10 protein-coding genes are annotated in these 13,110 nt (G+C 61.0%); 4 read left to right on the forward strand and 6 right to left on the reverse strand.

Annotated features, from left to right (window positions below; genetic code table 11):
• The 5 genes from V3B30_RS16270 to V3B30_RS16290 all read right to left on the reverse strand — a co-directional run bounded on the left by V3B30_RS16270 (position 1) and on the right by V3B30_RS16290 (position 7,466).
• Positions 1-1,206, reverse strand: a complete 1,206-nt coding sequence (locus V3B30_RS16270; protein ID WP_164133138.1) for a DUF3322 domain-containing protein — start codon at positions 1,204-1,206, stop codon at positions 1-3.
• Complete coding sequence (locus V3B30_RS16275; RefSeq protein WP_329809754.1) at positions 1,203-4,580, reverse strand: ATP-binding protein; 3,378 nt, start codon at positions 4,578-4,580, stop codon at positions 1,203-1,205. The genes V3B30_RS16270 and V3B30_RS16275 overlap by 4 nt, the downstream gene beginning before the upstream one ends.
• Complete coding sequence (locus tag V3B30_RS16280) at positions 4,577-5,242, reverse strand: DUF4194 domain-containing protein (protein ID WP_329809747.1); 666 nt, start codon at positions 5,240-5,242, stop codon at positions 4,577-4,579. The genes V3B30_RS16275 and V3B30_RS16280 overlap by 4 nt, the downstream gene beginning before the upstream one ends.
• A gap of 40 nt (positions 5,243-5,282) precedes the next feature.
• Entirely contained in the window at positions 5,283-6,758 is a 1,476-nt protein-coding gene (locus V3B30_RS16285; RefSeq protein ID WP_103739039.1) for a DUF3375 domain-containing protein, read from the reverse strand.
• Between the two features lie 96 nt (positions 6,759-6,854).
• Positions 6,855-7,466, reverse strand: coding sequence for a type IV toxin-antitoxin system AbiEi family antitoxin domain-containing protein (locus tag V3B30_RS16290; protein WP_034038001.1), 612 nt, complete (start codon positions 7,464-7,466; stop codon positions 6,855-6,857).
• A 483-nt stretch (positions 7,467-7,949) separates the two neighbouring features.
• On the opposite strand from V3B30_RS16290, the gene V3B30_RS16295 reads away from it, so the two are divergent.
• On the forward strand, positions 7,950-8,330 hold the full coding sequence (locus V3B30_RS16295) for a DUF805 domain-containing protein (RefSeq protein ID WP_262083497.1): 381 nt from the start codon (positions 7,950-7,952) through the stop codon (positions 8,328-8,330).
• A gap of 32 nt (positions 8,331-8,362) precedes the next feature.
• Here the strand turns inward: V3B30_RS16295 and V3B30_RS16300 are convergent, their stop codons facing one another.
• On the reverse strand, positions 8,363-8,560 hold the full coding sequence (locus tag V3B30_RS16300) for a hypothetical protein (protein ID WP_262083498.1): 198 nt from the start codon (positions 8,558-8,560) through the stop codon (positions 8,363-8,365).
• A 79-nt stretch (positions 8,561-8,639) separates the two neighbouring features.
• Between V3B30_RS16300 and V3B30_RS16305 the strand changes: the two genes are divergently transcribed.
• From V3B30_RS16305 to V3B30_RS16315, 3 genes are all read left to right on the forward strand, one after another.
• Positions 8,640-8,996, forward strand: a complete 357-nt coding sequence (locus tag V3B30_RS16305) for a hypothetical protein (RefSeq protein ID WP_262083499.1) — start codon at positions 8,640-8,642, stop codon at positions 8,994-8,996.
• A gap of 276 nt (positions 8,997-9,272) precedes the next feature.
• A complete protein-coding gene (locus V3B30_RS16310; protein WP_262083500.1) occupies positions 9,273-9,491 on the forward strand; it encodes a hypothetical protein in 219 nt (72 codons plus the stop codon).
• Positions 9,492-9,972: 481 nt separating this feature from the next.
• On the forward strand, positions 9,973-13,110 hold a 3,138-nt coding region (locus V3B30_RS16315), incomplete at its 3' end, for a calcium-binding protein (protein WP_329809749.1).

Raw genomic sequence — 13,110 nt, forward strand, 5'->3', positions numbered from 1 at the left:
CTACGGCCGAGAATCGTCCTGGACTGTTGTCGCCAACGCCGCGCATAGCCAGCGATAGCCGATGCGTTCCTGTTCCAGCCGCAGCTGTGGCCGGATTCGGTCATGACGCAAGTCGTCGTAGAGAGCTGCCTCCTCATCGACCAGTCGGGACAGGGGCAACATATGGCGTTTGTCGAGGTGCTCCTCACCCCATTGGAGTGCGTGGGCCATCAGGGTAGAGCGGTCCATGAGGAACGAAGCGGCTAGCGGGAAATACTTGCGCAGGCTGTCCAGAATGGCAAAGCCATGGGTATCGATGTCTCCCCAGTAGTGCAGAGAGGCGCTATGCAGCCAGTTGGCTCGGGCGAGCGCTCCCCAGCCATAGCCGGCACCGAACACGACGATGGCACTGGAGGCCGGTGGGAACGCCAGGAAGTTCACCTCGTTTTCGGTGATGAAGACACGCTGCGCAGGCAGGGCGAGCGTGGCGAAGCTATCCTCATCCAGGGTGATGTCGGTCAGTCCCGTGCAGCCAGGAAGCTGGGGCAGTTGCGGATCGAGCAAGCGCAGGCGGATGCGAACGGGCTTGCCGAGAAAGCCGTAGCGACGGGCAAACCCCGCCATCCCGGCTGCAGCGTGGTCGATGGCTTCCGTCGGCAAAGCCAGATCCAGCCACTGAGCCAGCGTACCGCGATGGGCTTCGATGAATTTGCTGTCCACGCCCGGCGCGTCAACCTGCCGAAGATAGACGCCTGGGCGCGGATGGGCTTGCACCCAGGCCACCACGGCCAGCAGGCGTGGCCAGTGTTCGGCCAGCGCCAAAGTCTGCAACGGCGATCTTTGCAGCCATGCCAGCAGTGTGGGTTGCGCTTCGGCAGTTTGCTGCCAGAGCGCCTGGAACCGGCGGGCATCGCCGGTCTTGCCGATCATCGCCAGTGCATCGTCCAACGTATCGATCCACAGCGTGTCCGGCAGGCGCTGCCGGCCCTGCACCCGGTGCATCCACTCGCGCCATTCGATGCGCACGCGCGGCATGGCGCTGATCTCCCGCACCCAGCCGCGCACGGCATCGAAACGGTTGCTGAGATCGGCGGCGGACGGCGACTTCAGCGACAGCCGCAATGGCCAATTCAGTGTGTCACCGCCGACCACGGTACGCAGCAGTTCGCCGCGCTGCCACAGCCGTTCGACCTGCGTGCGCAGATCGGTGGGCTGGCTCCAGGTCATGGGGCGGCTCCCGTGGCAGCAGCCTTCTGCGCACGATACTCTTCAATGCTCAGGTTGCGCAGCCGCGACTCGCGGCCTCCTTCGTTGTGCACGAAGCCGACGCTGGACACGTAGGGCTCGATGATGTGGATCTTCTGCAGCGGCGTAATGATCAGCAGTTGCAGGTTGAGCTGGCGGAACAGTTCCAGCCCATACTGGGCCGATTCATCCGAGCCGCGGCCGAAGGCTTCGTCGATCACGACAAAACGGAACGAGCGCGAGCGCACCGCCCCCCATTCCAGGCCGAACTGGTAGGCCAGGCTGGCGGCCAGCACGGTATAGGCCAGTTTCTCCTTCTGCCCGCCGGATTTGCCGCCGGAGTCGGAATAGTGTTCGTGTTCGGCATCGTCCTCGCGCCAGCGCTCGCTGGCGGAAAACAGGAAGCCGTTGCGCACGTCGGTCACCTTCTGCATCCAGCGCCGGTCGACCTCGGCCAGTCCCTCGCGCCCCCGGAAGCGGTCGATGATGGCCTTGACCTGCAGGAACTTGGTCTCGGAATACTGTTCGTCTTCCGAGCCGGTCAGCGCGCCTTCGGTGCAGGCACGTAGATCCTGCAGGAAGTCGCGGATCTCCGCATCGGGGCTGGGCTGCGCCAGTAGCCGGATGTAGCGCCCGGGGTTGTAGTCGATCACCTGCAAGGATTGGTTGATGACATCGACCCGCTCCTTGATCGTTTCACGCTCGCGCGCGAGCTGGGCGTTGAAATTGGCGATCTCGTTGATGGTATTGACGTTGAGCAGTTCCTTGAAACGCGCTTCGAAGCGCGGCAGGTCGTCGTGCTGCAAATCCTTCATCAAGCGCTCGAACTCGGGCAGCGCGGCCAGGCTGATGTCGATCTCGGCGGTCTCTGCCTTGAAGGCCTCCTTAAAACCGCGCATGGCGTTGATGATGCGTTCGGTCAGGCGTGAGAGACGCTTGTCTTCGGCATCGATGCGCGCCTGCAAGCCATTGCGCACGTCCTGTTCGCGGTTGTCGCAGGATTCCACCGTGAGCTGGTGGTCGCCCAGGACTTCGGCGCGCCAGCCCTCAAGAGATTGCAGCAACATGTCGTCGAGTGCGGCTTGCGTCTGGATTTCGAGAGCCTGCGCATGCTGTGCCTGGGCAGTTTCGTGCTTGCTGCGAATTTCTCCGCGTTTGCCTTGTGCCTCGCCAAGATCGCCTTCGATCTCCTTCAGGCGCTCAACGACCTGCGCCAGTTGGCTTTCCAGTTCCCGCAGGGTATCGGAGGCCGCCTTGAGGCGGTCGCGTTCCTCGGTCAGCCGGGCAATCTCGCGTGCCGGTGCCTGCCAGTCGATCTCGCTGTAGCGGGTGAAGACTTCGAGCTTGGCCAAGGCCTCCAGTTGCGCCTGGCATTGCCCGCGCAATCGCTGTGTGTTGGCAATGCGCAGACCGATGTCGCCCAGTCGCTGTTCCAGGCCTTCACGTTCGTCACGCAAGGTCCGCAGCTTGTCGGCGTTGCTCCAGCCCAGCACGTAGCGACTGCGGTCGTCGATGCGGCGGCGGTCGTCCTTTTCGTGGCGTCCGCTCGGGTCCTTGATCTGTCCGGCGCGGGTGATGGCTCGGGTCTCGCGGCGGAACTGCTCGGTGTTGTCGCAGCAGGCCAGGTCGAAGCGGTGGTGCAGTTCGCGTTCAAGCCAGTCGTAGTACGGCGTGTCGGGCTTGATGAGCAGCTTGCGCACCAGCGACTGGGGGTGCAGGCTGCCGGCCAGCGTGGACTTGCGCGCACGCACGTGGAAGTACACCAGGCGCGTGCCCAGGTGCTGGCGCTCCACCCAGTCGGCCACGTCCTTGTAGTGCCTATCCGGCACCAGCAGGGACAGGCCGAAGCCATGCAGCAGGCGTTCGGCCGCGCCCTCCCAGTCGCGTTCGTCCTCGCGCACCTGGATCAGTTCGCCGGCAAAGGGCAGGTCTTCCTCGGCGATGGACAGGGCGGCGCACAATGCGTCGCGGATGCGCACCTGGGCCGCGTCGATATTGCTCTTGCGACGCGCAAGGCTGTCGATCTCGTCGCTGAGCGCTTTGTGTTCTTCCTGACCCCGCCGCAGCGCATATCCGTCTTCATTGATCTGCGTATCGTGGTCCGCAATGCTTGTGCGCAGCGCTTCGGCGTGTTCTCCGATGGTGGATCTTTGTGTCATGAAAGCAGCTTCGTCTCCCGGCGCTGCTTCTCCAATGCGCGTCAATAGCGTGGTGTAGGCGTCCGCTTTCTCCTGCCGTTGCTGTTTCTCTGCCTCCTGCTGCTGAATGGCGACAGCGAGTTGTTGCAGTCGGTCGCCGCCGTTCTCGCGCAGTGCGCCTTCGAGCTTCCCCTGCTCGATTCGGGCGTTGTCTCGTTGCTCTCCCAGTTGCTTGATGCGGGCATCCCAGCGGGTCGCATCCTGGGTCAACAATTCCAGGCGCCTCTCCAGCAGTGCTGCCTTCAAGCCGGCGAAGTACGGGCGTAATGCATCGCGTCCTTCGCGCAGCGCCTGGATCTCGGCGGCGATTTGCCCGTGGCGAAGGCCATCCTCCACCAGCGGAGTCAACAACTCGATCTGCCGCTTGGCCTTGAGTACCGACTGGTGGGCGCGGTCGAGGTCATCGAAATGGCCGAGCAGTGCCTCGATGCGCCCCCCCACGTCGAACGGTTCGAGCATATGGCTGCGCACGAAATCGGTCAGATTGCCAACCGATTTCATGGAAACCGTCTGATGGAACAGCTCCAGCGCCTGCTCGTGCTCGATGCCGAAGCGGCGGCGGAACCAGGCGCCGTAGGGCGGGAAGCTGTCATTCAGTTCGCAGCCCATCGCGCGCAACTTCTTGCGCAGGCCGTTGATGTCGCTGCCGAATCCGGAAAAGTGCTCGGTGATGGACAGCTCCCGCTCTACCGTCACGAACAAGCGTGCGGGCTGGCCCTGTGGTTCGCGAAACCAGAATACCTGCGCCAGCGTGACCGACTGGCCATAGGCTTCGTTGCGGAACACACCCAGGATCACGCTGTAGCTGCTTGCATCGCGCAGCGCCACCGGGCGGGCGCTGCCGGTGGTTTCGTTGCGCTCGCTCTTGTAATGGCCCAGCACGTAGGACCGCAGTGATCGCTCACGCGTCTCGGCGCCTGCGGCCTTGTTGTAGGCGATGCGTTGCGCTGGCACCAGCAGCGTGGTGACGGCATCGACCAGGGTGGATTTGCCCGAACCGATGTCGCCAGTGAGCAGGCCGTTACGCCCATCGAGTTCATAGCGCCAGACGCGCCGGTCGAATGTGCCCCAGTTCAGAACTTCCAGCCGCTGCAGGCGAAAGCCGACGCGGCTGTCGTCGGCCACGAAATCGAGCTCCTGTGGCGAAAAATCGTTCATCGGCCAGCTTCCTTGTCGCGATCGGCACCTGACAATGCGGTGCGATAGCCCTCCAGGCGCGCATCGAAGTCGGCCAGCCACTGTGCATCGACGAACGCCTTGAGGATGCGCCGCACCTCGTAGCGAGGTGCCTGCTGAGCTGCGCCGGCAACGGGCTTGAGCTTGCGCAGATAGCCCAGTTCCACCACCTTGGTGATGGTCGAATCCACTTGGTCGACGAGGCGCGCCTCGTTGGTGCCGTCCGGCAGAAACACGCGCATCAGTTCGGCGATCTCCTCGCGCGACAGCACCAGCCGGGTATCGCCGCCGCCGGCGTCGGCTTCAGCCAGGCGCTTGCGCAGCAAGGCCAGCATCAGGCTGACCGGGTAGGACAGCGGCCGTCGCGCGATCAGGCGCGGCGGACGGGGTGTGGCGTCCACGTCCTCCGGCTCCGGCTGGCTTTTGAAGAAGGCGTACCCCTCGGCTTCGTCCAGTACCAGATCCAGCAACAACACCGCCGCCTGCTCCCGCACCCGCGCTTGCAGGCTCAACAGGCTGGCCCATAGGCGCTCGTCGTCCTGACAGTACAACACGCCTTTGAGCAAATGCACCATCAGTTGCGAGAGTTCCGCTACAACGGGCGGGCGCGACTCGGTGCCGCCTTCTGGATCATCCTGGTGCATATCGTTCATGGGTCTCCGCTCTATCCGTCGCAGCTTGCATTCAACGCGTAAAAATCACGCGGGGCATTCGCACCCGCCGTCGTACCGTTGAGCCAGGCGCGTCCTGCACGGCCCATTCGATGATCTCCTGCACATCGTCATCCACCGTGGCTCTGAGGCCATCCAGCCCGCGGCTGCCCGCGTGGGCCAGTTCCAGCCAGGTGACCAGTTCGGCCAATCCCTGTTGCAGCGGTTGCGTCTCCAGCAGCGCGCGCAAGCTGATCTGCGACTGCTGGCGCAATGCCTGCCGCAGGGCCTCACGCAGGCGGGTCTTGTCCACGACGTGCTGGTCGAACAGGCGTGTGGTGTCGATGTCGTCGTCCTCGCCGGATTCAAGTATCAGTTCCGCCAGGCGTGGCTTGGCATGGAGCGCAAACAGGGGGCGTTCCTGCGGCAAGGCGATGTCCGCGCCCATCTCGTCGAGGAGCATCACTTCGCCGGTCGGTGGCATGTCGCGCAATGCAAGCGCCTTGGTCTCAATGCTGCGCAACAGTTCGAGGATGCGACGGTTTTCCTGGAAGGCCCGGTCATCCAGGAAGCGGCGCAGTTGCTGCGACAACTGCGCCACCATGCGTTGGGTATGTTCGCCCGCTTCCAGCCAATCGTGGTGCACCCGGCGGGTGCGCGGCTCCGGCTTGAGCGCAGCCACGGCGGGCAGATCGAGGATCTGGTCGAGCCGTGTGGACAGTTCTTCCTGGCGACGGCTGGACATCAGGAAATCCCAGAATGCACGGAAGCTGCGCCCCTGGTCGGAATCCCCGATGGCGTCGCGCTCGCCCATGACTTCGTCGAGTAAAGCCCCCTTGCTGCCGTCCCACAACGCGATCTTCTCGCGGACGCTGCGGTCGAGTTGGCGGAAGTTGTGTTCTACCTGGCGGAAATCGCTCAGCAGTTCGCGCGCCAATTGCTGGAATTGCAGGAAGCGATCTTTGATGGCCGTGTCATCCATGAGCGGCACATCGCCGGACAGGACGCGGCCGATTTCGGCATCGATCTCGTTGCGCTTTCGATGCAGCTCCTCCAGGCGCCTGGCTGGATCGGCCTCGCTTCCAGTGCTGATCTGCTCCAGCAGCGCGAACATGGTCAGCAGGCGCGATTCCGTACCGACGAAAGGCCGTTCGGTCAGCGACACCAGCCAGGCGATGGCCTTTTCCGTGGCAGGGGTGAGATCGAACTGGGCCTCGTCGGTGCCGGGCTTGTAGAACTTGCGCAGCCAGCCCTTGTCCGGCGCGCACCAGTCATTCAGGTATTCGGTTGCGGTTTTCGGATACACCTCGACACCGAGCTGTTCGCGCAGCGCAAACAGCTCGTCTTCCAGCATTTCGGCCAGATCCGCTTCGCTCGTCAGCCGCACGTTCGGTGCAACGAACACCCGGTATAGGAAGCTTGCTACCAATGGCGCATGTGGCGAGGCCAGCAATCGCCATGCAGGATGCCGATCGCGGTATGTGGTGAGTGTGAGGTGGTCGAGTGCCATGATGGGCTGCCTTATCCGTGCCGTTCGTTGACAACGACGTCTCGATCCGAATGCACGGATCGGCTTGCCCGGAAAGCGCGAATCAAGGCGGCGTGGTCACTCATGCGAAACCGCCTCCAGGTAAGGACGCATTACATTTGCGACCCGGCAGACCTTGGCATGGCGCCATAGGTCATCGGCTGAAGCCTTGCGTGTCTTCCAGGCAGCCTTCAGCGCCTCAATGGCCACGTCCAGGCCGATCTGGTTGCGGTGCTTGAAGCAGTCCGCCACGGTTTTGGCGGCACTGTAGATCCGCAGTCTCGCGCCATCGCGTTCGTGCTCATCAATGCCCAAGGCATAGGCATCACCCGCCATCTGCACCATCTTGATCGGCGGGTGCTCGATACGTGGGGTGTGGCTGCCACGAGGCATGGCAATCCAAACCTGGCGTGGCAGTTGCGTGGTCAGTTCGTGGAACTGGAGTGCCGTCAGCAAGCAGAACACGGCTTTGGGAACCTTGACTGCAATCGAGGCGAGGTCCTCCTTCTCGGAGATGGGGTTGCCTGGCAAACGGTAGAGGCCGCGCCCGACACGCTCCAACTGCCCGGAAGTGGACAGACGTGTCAGCACCACCCGCGGCGCGCCGATGGTGTCCAAGTCGCGGGTGCGCAGGAAGCCCTGCTTGTGGAGCAGGGCAAGAGCCCGCTGGGCATGTGAGGATCTTTCCATTGCCCCAAAGATGTTCCTTGATTTCGTTGATCTTATACATCAAACGATAGAATGAAACACGTCTGCATGGAGCGCGCGTTGATGACTGACCGTGAATGTCAGCAGACAAATGCGGATAGGATCTGGTTGCCGACGCGGTACGTCCGGTACATAATCTGGCCTAATTCCGTAGCGTCAACGGAAGGAACTCGTTATCAATCAACGGGTTGAGTGCGGCGTGATGTTCCCTTCACCCGCTCCATGTCTCCCAACGGTTTGCGCCGTCTCAGGCGCTCCGCTCTCTCTGCGCCGCTTCGCAGTCCATCGCATGGCAGTGGCGTTGCAAGCGCTCTTCTTCGTACATGCATCCCGGTTGTAGTGGCCGATGGATGGCTTGCCGTATTCGCCGTTCTACCCCGCCGTCAGGTTCAGTCGTGGCTGGGTTTGAAAGTGCTAAAAGATCGTTAGCTGCTGGTTTCCATCACCACGTTGACTGGAGCGTCAATGATCGCTGCACTTGCGCCGCTCGGGCGGTGCCTTGATTTTTCAGGGCGCTCCGACCGCATCGAATTCTGGTCGTTTTCCCTGCTGGGCCTTCTGGTGGCGGGGCTCAGCTACAGCCTGATGAACATCGGCTACTGGCTGATCGGCACTAATCTGTTCGATTGGGAGCTGTCTCGGCAACTTGGGAAACTGGGACAGGTGTTGGCGATCATCGCACTCCTCTTCTTCCTTCCCCCGATGCCGGCATTGGCCGTGCGTAGACTGCACGACATCGACGAGTCCGGCTGGTACGTCGTGATTGCCTTCATTCCATTGAGTGTGTTCGTTCTGTTTCCCGTCATGCTGCTTCCGGGCAGCGAAGAAGAGAATCGATTCGGCTGACATCACGTCTGCCAGTGCCGAAATGAAACGCATCACGGCATCTTCTGCGCCAGTCGCTGCGCATTGCCCTCGCTAAACAATTCCGCCAACGCCTGCCGTTGCGTTGTGTCGATCGCGCGCGAGGCGTTTGACGTGGGTTCGATTCCCATCGCCCGCTCCATTTCAATCTCCCAGCTCGCAACGAATTGACCGGATTGAAGATTCAGGCCGATTGATGAATTCGCGCTCATCCGGCGGGCTCCAGCCGATCATGACTTAGCACTTGCGCTTATTCAGCACCGAGGCCAGCACCACCGTCTACACTAGGGGTTGGCCATCCCCGGCCGCTTTACTGCCTTCCAGGCTGGCCTGTTCGAGTTCGCCTATCAGCGCGTTGATGCGTGCCAACTGGGCAGCGTCGGCACGGAAAGCCAGGTGGCGCACGGTGCAGTTGCGCTGGCTTCCCTCGAAGCACGCCGCCGCAAGCTGGTGGCCGACATCGGCGCCGGCATGACGCGTTCCCTGGGCCCTTACGGCGCACCGACCGCCATGGTGTTCAAGGGAACACGCCAGGGCGAAAAAGGAACGCTGTACAGCTATGTGGCCGAATTCGGCCCGGGGGCGTTCATCGATTACACGGTACGGCTGGACGAGAAAGGACGTGTTGCGGGATTCGCGATCGAATGACAGCGTGCGTGTGCACAGACGCTTGGGGTGCCCAGCCTCGACACCCCGAAGCCGAACGGCATCTGAGGCGCCCTGCTGGATCACCCTCCTGCTGGGACAAGTCAGAAATATCAATCGGTTGGGGGGAGGGGATGATCCCATCGCCCGCTCCAATCACGCCATGTGCGTAGACAGAAGGCCGCTCATCTGCGGCCTTCTTCATTTCTGATTGGTTTCATATCCACGGCCATCCGCGCCCGGTTAGCGTTGCCGCATTTTCTACACGGGAAGCAGCGCATGGAAACGAAGGACGACGTCGTCGGCAGTATTCACGAGATCTACAAGAACTCAGGCGCGGGCACCTCCCGGCAGCTGGAAGCGCTGCGTGCATTGGGTCGCGCCGGTGGACCGAAGGCCGCGCAGCTGCTGTGGCAGATCTACAAGAGCACCTCGGCCGGATCGGCCACGAAGATGACCTGCATCGCGGCGCTGGGTGAATCCGCGCGCGGGTTCTGAGTTGACATCATGGCGGATGTGGACAGGGTCGAATGGCTGTCCGTTGGAATATCGATCTGAACCGCCTTGTACTCCGAGCAACCTGAAGCAGGGACTGGTTTGCTGTTGGAATGCCATCTCCATCGCTCGCCCTGGCATGCGGTTCACGACCATGCCGGGGCATCTTGATTGATACTCTGAACGCTTGATTGCCGAATCGTTCCGGGAGAATTTCTCCGGATAAATATGCGTGTGGCACGCCCTCATGCTGCTGACGTTGACACCAATTTTCTGCTCTGCCACGCTCGCCGATCGCTGGGGAGCCGCGAGTGTGGATGGGGAGTCCGCGCGGCTGCGACTGGACCTTCTCAGGCTGAATTTGAAAGGTCGGATCGTGCGATCCGAACGACGCCCTCTTCTGCGCACTAGCAAGGTGAACGCTGGCGTTGGAAATCCACGCCGAGTCAATCAGGACGTAACAATCGCTAAAGGAAGGTAGGCAATGGCGTCAAAGATCAATGGCTTCAACTTCGAGTACGACGGAAGCTCGATTACCTTGACCTATAAGCATGGGGAGCTGGGAGGAAAGGCCACATTCGATGTGGAAGGGGCGTCTGCCTCCGTGAGCCACGGCAGAGGATCAGTTGGGGCTTCCTCTGATTATGCCTACTCGACCGATAGCGGATTTGTCGTCACTGGGCAGGCTGTGACATTGGGACTACGGACGCCCAGTGGCGTTGAGGTCGGCTTGAAGTTGACTCCCAATGGTGAGTTCAGGCCTCACCCCACGGATCCGTTTGCGCCGCCGATTCCTTCCGCCCAGGTCGATCTGACTTTGGACGGGAAGATGCTCGGCAGTTACGACATCCCGCTTTACGAAGATTTCACGATGGATGATCTTTTCGATCCGGAGCTTGGGGGCCTCGGGTCGCACGGGTTGCTTGGCGACGCGTACGGCTTCCTGCGTCATCGCGATCGCGAGATCAATGACCAATATCGGGATGCGACGGGTGAGAATTTCCAGGATGCCAAGGGCTGGACCCGCCCGGTTGATCCACTGGTCCTGGATCTCGATGGCGATGGTATCGAGACCGTTGCGGCGAATGGTCGTGTGCTGTTTGACCACGAAGGCAACGCGGTGCGTGAGGGTACGGGCTGGATCAGTGCAGACGACGGCATGTTGGTGCTTGATCGCAATGGAAATGGCACGATTGACGATGGTTCTGAGCTTTTCGGTGATCACACGCCGGGGGCTGGGCTCGCACCGGGACAGAGTTCATCGCGGTCTGCAGGGCTGCGCGCGCTGGCGACGCTGGATCAGAATGGTGATGGCCGAGTGGATGAATCCGACGAGGCCTTCGCATCGCTTCAGGTTTGGCGGGACTTAAACCAGGACGGTGTAAGTCAGGCGAATGAGCTGTTCTCATTGCGGGATCTCGGCATCCGCAGTATTTCGGTTGACGCTACTTCAACGCAGAACCAGAGTCTTGGAAACGGCAACACAGTTGACAGCTATGGCAGTTTCGAGCGTATCGATGGTACCTCGGGGATTACCGCGGATCTGTTGCTGGCTTCCAATAATTTTCATCGCGACTTCTTGGAAAAGGTACCACTGAGCGAGCTTTCACAGCGGGTAGCCAATCTTCAAGGGTCTGGCATGGTGCGCGATCTGCGGGAGGCCGTCAGTCTCAACCCGGGCATCTTTGATCTCATCAACAAGATCGATTCCACCTATTCCCGCAGCCAGGCTCTGCATGCGTTGGACGAGGTGCTGGTGGCTTGGGCCAGCACGTCAAGCATGAAGTCAAGCGTCGAATATCAGCAGGCCGGTGTCGATCGTCCAAGGTTGACCGTAAAGGGCCTTCTTTTGGATTGGGGGACCGCGGACATCTCACAGATTCTCTCTATTCTTGAGAAGTTCAATGGTGAACTGTTCTTTGAGGTGCGTGACGAAGGGTTGTTCACAAAGAACAGGTCGTGGCAGCCGGTTAAGATTGATGGGGAATGGCGTTTTGATGTCGATCTCTCGCAGCCTCAGACTACTCATCTGCTGAAAAGCTATGAGGCGCTGAAGATGGGCTTGTATACGGCCATCATGCTCGACACGCGCTTGCGCGACTATGCCCAGGATCTCAGGTTTGGACTCAATGAGGATCTTGAAGTGGTCGTCGACACGGGCGCGGCGGTGAAGCGTCTGATGGATAAGCTGCGGGTGGAAGGTTCCGCGGCGGCGGTGGAGGATTTGCTTGATCTCCGCAGTCTTGCCGCATACATGCCACTCGATTGGAACTGGGTGGATGTGCTCGAGGAGATGGGCGCGCGCGCGCCCGATGCGGATGAATTCACCGCGGTTGCAAACCGGCTCCTCGGTGTGCTGAATGGTATTGCTGCTGTGGGAGGTGCCGCCGACGACGTCATTCTAGGCACGTCGGGAGACGATGTGCTTGATGGTGGCGATGGTAATGACGAAATTCGGGGCGGAGCAGGGAATGACTTGATCGAAGGCGGGAAAGGTAGCAACACCCTGTATGGGGGGGCTGGAAATGACATGTTGAGTGTCCACTTTGGAGCTGATAAGAATTTCCTGGCCGGCGGTGTTGGCGATGATGTTCTGATTGGCAGCGCGAAGAGTGATACCTACCTGTTCAATAAGGGGGATGGCCATGAAACGATCGTGGAAACAGCCCAGTACAGTGTCATTTCGATTGACACACTCGTTTTTGGCGTTGGCCTGAGGGTTCAGGATCTCAAGGTTCTGCGTGAGGGGCGCGATATCCTTCTCGTGTTCGGAGAAGGAGAGGACTCAGTTCGGTTGAAGGATTGGTTGACGGAAAGCCTGCAGGAGGCGCGCTATGCCGGAATTGAGCGATTCCTCTTTGCGGACGGAACTGAATGGTCCCCCGAACTCATCAGGGCGCAGGTGACTACGCTGGGGTCGGATGGTGATGACGTCATTGATGGTTGGTTGGGCAACGATTTGATTCGCGGTGGCGCTGGCAATGACCTGATCGATGGTGGCGGCGGTACCAATGAGCTTTACGGTGAAGCGGGTAATGACACGCTGAAGGTTCACTTTCTTGCCGACAAGAACATTCTGGCCGGTGGCGTCGGCAACGATACGTTGATCGGCAGCAGCAAGAGCGATACCTACCTGTTCAACAAGGGCGATGGTCACGACACGATCGTGGAAACCAGCCAGTACGCCAGCGACTCGGTTGATACGCTGGTGCTGGGCGAAGGCCTGTCCGCCACCGATGTGCGGGTGCTGCGCGAAGGACGTGATGTGGTGCTGAGCTTTGGTGGCGGCAGTGACACGGTGCGGCTGAAGGACTGGCTGACCAGTTCACTGGGCGAGAATGCGTCGGCCAGCATCGAGAAGCTGGTGTTTGCCGACGGTACCCAGTGGACGGCAGCCAACATCCGAGCTCGGTTGACGAGCCATGTCGGTGACATTGGTGGTGCGTTTACAGGATGGCAGGGTGATGACCTGATCCTGGGCGGAGAAGGCGACGATGTCATTGACGGTGGACTGGGCAGCAACGAGCTGCACGGCGGCGCCGGCAATGACACGCTGAGCGTGGCGGCAACCTCCGACCGCAACATTCTGGCCGGTGGTATCGGTAACGACACGTTGATCGGT

The organism is Stenotrophomonas sp. SMYL41, assembly GCF_036319965.1.
GTDB lineage: Bacteria > Pseudomonadota > Gammaproteobacteria > Xanthomonadales > Xanthomonadaceae > Stenotrophomonas > Stenotrophomonas maltophilia_R.

What these genes read in the sequence shown, in the direction of transcription:
- V3B30_RS16310 (WP_262083500.1), top strand. Translation starts at nt 9,273, where the DNA reads ATGGAAACGAAGGACGACGTCGTCGGCAGTATTCACGAGATCTACAAG.
- V3B30_RS16290 (WP_034038001.1), bottom strand. Translation starts at nt 7,466, where the DNA reads ATGGAAAGATCCTCACATGCCCAGCGGGCTCTTGCCCTGCTCCACAAG.
- V3B30_RS16295 (WP_262083497.1), top strand. Translation starts at nt 7,950, where the DNA reads ATGATCGCTGCACTTGCGCCGCTCGGGCGGTGCCTTGATTTTTCAGGG.
- V3B30_RS16285 (WP_103739039.1), bottom strand. Translation starts at nt 6,758, where the DNA reads ATGGCACTCGACCACCTCACACTCACCACATACCGCGATCGGCATCCT.
- V3B30_RS16280 (WP_329809747.1), bottom strand. Translation starts at nt 5,242, where the DNA reads ATGCACCAGGATGATCCAGAAGGCGGCACCGAGTCGCGCCCGCCCGTT.
- V3B30_RS16270 (WP_164133138.1), bottom strand. Translation starts at nt 1,206, where the DNA reads ATGACCTGGAGCCAGCCCACCGATCTGCGCACGCAGGTCGAACGGCTG.
- V3B30_RS16275 (WP_329809754.1), bottom strand. Translation starts at nt 4,580, where the DNA reads ATGAACGATTTTTCGCCACAGGAGCTCGATTTCGTGGCCGACGACAGC.
- V3B30_RS16300 (WP_262083498.1), bottom strand. Translation starts at nt 8,560, where the DNA reads ATGAGCGCGAATTCATCAATCGGCCTGAATCTTCAATCCGGTCAATTC.